Source organism: Micromonospora sp. WMMB482 (assembly GCF_019038635.1).
GTDB lineage: Bacteria > Actinomycetota > Actinomycetes > Mycobacteriales > Micromonosporaceae > Micromonospora > Micromonospora marina.
Map to the genome: position 1 here is coordinate 1 of NZ_JAHOPD010000024.1, position 6,906 is coordinate 6,906.

The following is a 6,906-nucleotide window of genomic DNA, read 5'->3' on the forward strand; positions in this document are numbered from 1 at the left end:
CTCCTGCTCGATCTGGACAACACCCTGCTGGACCGCGACGGGCCGTTCCGCGCCTGGGAGAGAACGCTTCCTGGACGGCATCGGCGCGCCCCGGCCGACCTCGACTGGTTGGTGTCCGTGGACGCTGACGGGCTGACCAACAGGTGGGACCTGGCGGACGCGATCCGCGACCGGTACGCGCTGCGCATCCCCTCGATCGACCTGGTCGACGAGCTGCACGACGGCGTGGTGGCCCACACGCGGCTGGACCCGCTGGTGGCATGCGCGCTGCGGATCGCGGCCGACGCCGGCTGGGTGCCGGTGGTGGTCACCAACGGCGCGTCCCGTCAACAGGACGCCAAGATCCGCAAGACCGGCCTGGACCGGTACGTCGCCGACTGGGTGATCTCCGAGGAGGCGGGCGTCAGCAAGCCCAACCCGAGGATCTTCGCGCTCGCCGCCCAGCGGGCCCGGATGCCGCTGCGCGGCGCGTGGGTGGTCGGTGACAGCCCGGAGGCGGACATCGGCGGCGCGACAGCTGTGGGCCTGCCCAGCGTCTGGCTGCACCGGGGACGCCGCTGGTCCGACCCGAGGTTCGCGCCCACCCGGATCGAGGACGGGCTGATCGCGGCCGTCGCGGCAGTGCTGGCCGGCTGACCGCTGCCGGCGGCGCGCGGGGCGGCGGCGCGGAAAAATCCGTTGACCTGCCCGGGGCGACGCACGAGCATGGTGCCGCGCGAGTGCGCAGCCGGGGTGTGCCCGGTCGAGGAGAGGAGGTCGGTCATGGCCGTTTTCGCAGGGTCGTCCCACCTGCCTCCACCAGCCTCGATCGAAGGACAGATCCACCCGTGCGCGATCACGACCTCCCGGCGCCGCAGCGCCGTGGCCGCGGCAAGAGCCGCTTCGACGACGACGAACCCGACTTCCTGAAGCGAGGGCGGCGCACCCCGCCGGCCCTCACCGACCCGGACGCCGAGCCCGAGGCGGAGGACCGGTGGTCCTCCTGGGATCAGGCCGTCCACGGCCCCGAGCCGCATCCGGACTGGCTGGTCACCGAACTGGCCGCCCGGGACACCGAGCTCGGGGTGCTCAAGACCGGCAAGGAGGCGGACGTCCACCTGGTCCGCCGCGCCGTGCCGGGCACCGACCGCGCCTGCCTGCTGGCGGTCAAGCGGTACCGCGACGCCCAGCACCGGCTCTTCCACCGGGACGCCGGTTACCTGGAGGGCCGCCGGGTACGCCGGTCCCGCGAGATGCGGGCGATGACCGGCCGCACCGCGTTCGGCCGGCAGATGATCGCCGGGCAGTGGGCGGCGGCCGAGTTCGCCGCGCTGTCCCAGCTCTGGGAGATCGGGGCCGCCTCCGGGCGGATCGCGGTGCCCTACCCGGTGCAGCTGCTCGGCACCGAGCTGATGCTGGAGTTCGTCGGCGACGCCGAGGCGGGGGAGGCCGCACCGCGGCTCGCCCAGACCCGGCCCGACGACGACGTGTTGCGCGACCTGTGGGACCAGCTCGTGGAGGCGTTGACGGTGCTCGCCCGGGCCGGGTACGCACACGGCGACCTGTCCCCGTACAACCTGCTGGTGCACGCGGGCCGGCTGGTGATGATCGACCTGCCGCAGGTGGTCGACGTGGTGGCGAACCCGCAGGGGGCCGACTTCCTGGCCCGCGACGTGCGGGTGGTGGCCGCCTGGTTCACCGCCCGCGGAATGCCCGCGACGGTGACCGACCCGGCGGCGCTGACCGAAGCGCTGCTGCGGGAGGCGGGCATCCGCTGACCGACGTGCGTCCCGGGCGGGAGACCGCCCGGGACGCCGGTCCGGTCCGGGTCACTGGAGGTAGCGCTCGACCTCCGGCACCGGGCGCTCGCCCTGGGCGTCCGGGTCGCCGTGCGCCTGACGGGCCGCCCGGCGGCGGCGCAGCAAATCCCAGCACTGGTCCAGGGACTCCTCCAGCGCGCGCAGCCGCTCCCGCGCCTCGTCGTCGGTGCCGGCCTCGTGCTGCTGCGCGTCGGCACGCAGGCGGTGCTCCTCGTCGACGAGTTCCGAGATCCGGCTGAGGATGGTCTTGTCGTCCATGCCCGAAGCTTGGCACAGCGGACGGGTCCGCGCCCGCGTTCTGCCGCCGTCCGCGCAGAGGTGAGCATTGCTCGCTCTCCGCAGCGGCCACTGTGTACGCGAGTGACGCACATCCCACGGGCTCCATTCTCGACAAAGAGATAGTTGTTACGTGAAATATCCTCCGACCTGCCTTTTGATCTGCCGCTCAGGATGGCATGCTCGCGGGCAACGTCACGGGTCGATACGGAGCCGCGACCCTGAGTCAACCGAGGGAGCGTTCAGGTGCCCGAACCAACGGACACACCGAGGCCCGCCGGCCGACCCCGGACCGTGCCGCTGCGGAAGATCCTGCCCGCGGTGCTCCGCGACCCCGCCCGGGCCCTCATCGACATCGGTAACCGTACCGAAGGCGAACTGGTCCGGCTCAACCTCGGCTCGTTCCGGCCGTACCTGGTCACCCACCCCCGCCACGTGCAGCACGTCCTGCGGGACCGGGCGGACAACTACGAGCGGGCCGGTGACGGGCTGTTCTGGCGCCCGGTCAAGCGGCTGTTCGGCGAGGGGATCCTCGGCGAGGGGCAGATCTGGTCGGCCAGCCGGCGGATGCTCCAGCCGATGTTCACCGCCAAGCGGGTCGAGGCGCTGGTCGACGGCATGGCCGACGCGATCCGCGACGCCGTCGGCGAACTGGACGAGCCGGCCCGCGCCGGGCAGCCGGTCGACATCGGCGTGGAGCAGGCGCGCATCGTCAGCCGGGCGATCATGAAGGTGCTCTTCGCCGACCGGATCTCGGTACCGGACGCGATGCGCGTGATCGAGGCGCAGGACCGGATCGCCACCGCCGTCATCCCCCGGATCATCGTGCCGTTCGCGCCGCTGTCCCTGCCGATGCCCGGCGACCGCACGTTCGCCCGCGCCGTCCGCATCGTCGACGACGTGCTGGTGCCGATCGTCCGCGAGACGCGGGAGTCCGCCGACCAGGGCGACGACGTCATCTCGACGCTCTGGCAGGCCCGCACCGACGACGGGCGGCAGCTCGACGAGCGGCAGGTCCGCAACGACACCGTGGCGATGTTCGCCGCCACCACGGAGACCACCATCAACGTGCTCACCTGGGCCTGGCCCCACCTGGACCAGCACCCCGAGGTGGCCGGGCGGCTCTACGCCGAGATCGACGAGGTGGTCGGCGGCGAGCCGGTACGACGCGAGCACCTGAGCCGGCTCACGTACACCCGGATGGTGCTGGACGAACTGCTGCGGCTCTACCCGATCGGGTGGATCATCCCGCGCCGCGCGGTCGCCGGGGACGTCATCGACGGCGTGCCGATCGAGCCCGGCGCGACGATGGCGGTCAGCCCGTTGATCACCCAGCGGATGCGGCAGTTCTGGGACCGCCCGGACGAGTTCGACCCGGAGCGGTTCCGCCCCGAGCGGGTCCGGGCCCGGCACCGGTACGCCCACTTCCCGTTCGGCGGCGGCCCGCACCAGTGCCTGGGCATGTACCTGTTCTACCTGGAGGCCCAGCTCATCCTCGCCACCATGCTCAGCCGCTACCGGTTCCGGCTGCACCGCCCCGGCGTACCCGGACTGCGGCTGGCCGCCGCGCTGCGGCCGCGCGAACGGGTCGAGCTGACGCTCGTCGCCGCAGAGCGGGCGGGGCGGGCATGACCGACGGGCCCACCCCCGATCCGCTCGCCGTCGCGGCGGAGCAGGGCCGGGTCTGCGCGCTCGCCGCGCAGGGCCAGCGCGGCCTGCGCAAGGCCGCCGCCGCGCACCCCGAGCTGTTCCCCGGCGACCCGTTCGACGCGACGCTGTTCAGCAGCATCGCGCAGGCGATGGCGTTCAGCGCCCCCTGGCACAACGCCGCCGAACTCGGGGTGACCAACCGCGCGGTGCTCTGGGGATTCGCCGTGGACTGGCTGGTCGACCACCAGGCCACCAGCCGGGCCGAGGTCGACCGGGTCACCGGCGTCTGCCTGGACGTTCTCGACGGCAGCGAGTCCGGCGACCCGCTGGGCCGGTTCCTCGCCGAGCTGCGCGACGACGTCGCCGCCGCGCCCGCCTACCCGGCACTGCGCGGGCAGTGGCGGGACACGATGGCACGCACGCTCGACGCGATGGCCCGCGAGTGGGACTGGCGGCACACCGGCCGCCCCACGCTCGCCGACTACCTCGCGAACGCCGACAACCTCGCCGCCACAGTGGTCAACGTGGCGCACTGGATCCACACCGGATCGGTGTCCGACGCCGCCACGCTGGCCCGGCTGATCGAGGTCAGCGACGAGGTCCAGCGGGCCCTGCGCCTGGTCAACGACCTCGGCACCCACCGTCGCGACGCCGAGTCCGGCGACCTCAACGCGCTGCTGCTGGTGGACGACCCGGCCGAGGTCGAGCGGCGCTTCGCCGAGCAGGTCGACCACTGCCGCGTCCTGCTGGCGAAGCTGGCCGGCGAGGTGCCGCGGGAGGCCGGCTTCCTGTCCCGGCAGCTCGGCTTCACCACCGGCTTCTACCGGAACACCGACTTCTGGGGCGTGCGGTGACGCTCACCGCCCGACCGGTGCCCGCCACCCGGTCCGGGACCGCGCACGACCTGATCACCGACCTCGGCGGCGGGCCGGAGGGGCAGACGTCACCGTCGGTCTACGAGACCGGACGGCTGGTCGCGCTCGCGCCCTGGCTCGACGGCCACGACCGGCGCGTGACCTGGCTGCTGGACCGGCAGCGCCCGGACGGCGGCTGGGGCGGCCCCGGCGGGTACGCGCTGGTGCCGACGCTGAGCGCGGTCGAGGCGCTGCTGGCCGTGCTGCACCACGACGGTCCGGCCGCCGCGCCGGCCGCCGCCGCGCACCGGGGACTGGCACATCTGGCCGGCGCGCTGCGCGACGGCGCCCCGCCGGACCTGCCCGCCACCGATCTGATCGTGCCGGCGCTGCTGACCGCTGTGGACCGGCACCTCGACGGTCCGGCCGGGCCGCCACCCGGGCTGGCCGAGTGGGCCGGCCGGGCCCGTCTGCCGCTGCCGGCCGGTCTCGATCCGGCCCGGCTGACCCGGGTACGCGGGCTGCTGGCCACCGGAAGACCGGTGCCGGAGAAGCTGGCGCACGCGCTGGAGGTGGCGGGCGAGCTGGCGTACCGCGCGCCCGGCGTACGTCCCTCGGCCAGCGGTGCCGTCGGCGCCTCACCCGCCGCCACCGCGGCCTGGCTGGGCAAGCCGGAGCCCGGTCCCGCGCTGGACTACCTGAACGCCGTCGCCCGGCCCGGTCCGGTGCCCTGCGCGAGCCCGATCACCGTGTTCGAACGGGCCTGGGTGCTCGGCATCCTGGTCCGGGCCGGCGTGCCGGTCGGCGCGCCCGAACCGGTGCTGACCGAGCTGCGCGCCGCGGTCGGACCGTCCGGCGCGGCCACCGCGCCCGGTTTGCCCGCCGACGCCGACACCACCGCCGTCACGCTCTACGCGCTGGCCCGGCTGGGTCGCGCGCCGGGCGTTCAGCCGCTGGCCGGGTTCGACACCGGACGGCACTTCTGCACCTGGCCGGGAGAGGACGGCGCGTCGCTGACCACAAACGCGCACGTGCTCGACGCGCTCGGCGAGCAACCGAGCGCGCCCGGCCTCATCGGCGCCCGGCGCCGGGTCACCGAGTGGCTGCTGGACCGGCAGGAGCCGGACGGGCGGTGGGAGGACCGCTGGCACGCCTCGCCGTACTACGCCACCTACGCGGTGCTGCTGGCCCTCGCCGACCACGCGCCGGACGGCGCGGCGCGTGCCGCTGTCGAGCGGGGGGTGGCCTGGCTGCTGGACACGCAGCGCCCGGACGGCTCCTGGGGACGGTGGGACGGCACCGCCGAGGAGACCGCGTACGCGGTGCTCGCCCTGGCCGACGCGGGCCGGCCCGGCGACCCCCGGATCACATCGGCGCTGGCGCGGGGGCGCCGTCGACTGTCCGAGCTGGACGGATGCGACGGCGAACCGGCACTATGGCACGACAAGGACCTCTACCGCCCGACGCGGATCGTGCGCGCCGCGGTGCTGGCGGCCTCCGGCCGCGCCGGGGCGGCCCGGACGGGGGCCGCACCTACCATGATCAGGATCGCTTGAATGAGGTTCACGACGGCTGCTAGCGTGCGCCGGAGTCGATCGGATTCCGAACCGACCGAAGACCGGGCCAGGACGGTGTGATGGGTTCCCGCAGTACGAATCTCCGTACGAAGAATCATCGCGCTGCTGGCGTCGCTGATCGCGCTCTGGGCGTTCGCCGCGTGGGTACCGTACGGGACGGATTCAAACCTGCTCGGCGTGCAGACGTCAACGCGCGCGTCTTCGAGCCGAGCGACCCATGCCTGGTGCTGCACGGCGCGTCGGCCCACCCCGCGCGACTACGGCCGGTCGGGCTGGCCCGCTTCCTCACCGACGCGGTACGCCGGGGCGCCCCGCCGTTCGCGCTCGCGGGCGCCACGGCGGACGGCTGTCCTGGCGCGCCGCCGGTGAGGGTACGACACCGCAGCGGATGGTGCGCGAGGAGTTGCCCACCTGGTGCGCCCGGCGCGGTTCGACAGCAGCCGGCGGCTGTTTGGGGCTGGTCGATGGGGGGCTTCGGCGCGTTGCTGCTCGCGGAGACGTACCCGAGGTGGCTGCGGATGGCGGCGGCCTTCTCCCCCGCGGTGAGCCCCGGCGACGCGGTCTTCGCCGGCGTGGAGAACTGCGCGGCACCCCGTCGGGCTCTGGTGCGGGCGGCAGGACAACTTCCTCAAGGACGTCCGGGCGCTGGCCCGGGCACTGCCCGAGGAGCCGGTACGCGCCGCCTGGGCCGACGGGCGGCACAACTTCGGCTACTGGGGCACCGTCCTCCCGGACGCGTTCGCGCTGATC

The 6,906-nt window shown here is 74.2% G+C and carries 6 protein-coding genes and 1 pseudogene; 6 read left to right on the forward strand and 1 reads right to left on the reverse strand.

What is annotated here, in order from left to right; genetic code table 11:
- Positions 1-636, forward strand: a 636-nt coding sequence (locus KSK32_RS32365; RefSeq protein ID WP_216936559.1) for an HAD family hydrolase, incomplete at its 5' end; no start/stop codon positions are given.
- 191 nt (positions 637-827) lie between these two features.
- A complete protein-coding gene (locus KSK32_RS32370) occupies positions 828-1,757 on the forward strand; it encodes a serine protein kinase RIO (protein ID WP_216928133.1) in 930 nt (309 codons plus the stop codon).
- A gap of 51 nt (positions 1,758-1,808) precedes the next feature.
- On the opposite strand, the gene KSK32_RS32375 is transcribed toward KSK32_RS32370, so the two are convergent.
- A complete protein-coding gene (locus KSK32_RS32375; protein ID WP_013287422.1) occupies positions 1,809-2,057 on the reverse strand; it encodes a DUF2630 family protein in 249 nt (82 codons plus the stop codon).
- 312 nt (positions 2,058-2,369) lie between these two features.
- On the opposite strand from KSK32_RS32375, the gene KSK32_RS32380 reads away from it, so the two are divergent.
- The 4 genes and pseudogenes from KSK32_RS32380 to KSK32_RS33845 all read left to right on the forward strand — a co-directional run.
- Positions 2,370-3,707 (forward strand): cytochrome P450, encoded by a 1,338-nt coding sequence (locus KSK32_RS32380; RefSeq protein WP_216935700.1) that lies wholly within the window; start codon positions 2,370-2,372, stop codon positions 3,705-3,707.
- A complete protein-coding gene (locus KSK32_RS32385) occupies positions 3,704-4,579 on the forward strand; it encodes a terpene synthase family protein (RefSeq protein ID WP_216928132.1) in 876 nt (291 codons plus the stop codon). The genes KSK32_RS32380 and KSK32_RS32385 overlap by 4 nt, the downstream gene beginning before the upstream one ends.
- On the forward strand, positions 4,576-6,135 hold the full coding sequence (locus tag KSK32_RS32390) for a prenyltransferase/squalene oxidase repeat-containing protein (protein ID WP_216928131.1): 1,560 nt from the start codon (positions 4,576-4,578) through the stop codon (positions 6,133-6,135). Before KSK32_RS32385 ends, KSK32_RS32390 begins: the two co-directional genes overlap by 4 nt.
- 485 nt (positions 6,136-6,620) lie before the next feature.
- A pseudogene (locus tag KSK32_RS33845) lies at positions 6,621-6,906 on the forward strand (hypothetical protein); the annotation flags it as partial.

What these genes read in the sequence shown, in the direction of transcription:
- KSK32_RS32375 (WP_013287422.1), bottom strand. Translation starts at nt 2,057, where the DNA reads ATGGACGACAAGACCATCCTCAGCCGGATCTCGGAACTCGTCGACGAG.
- KSK32_RS32385 (WP_216928132.1), top strand. Translation starts at nt 3,704, where the DNA reads ATGACCGACGGGCCCACCCCCGATCCGCTCGCCGTCGCGGCGGAGCAG.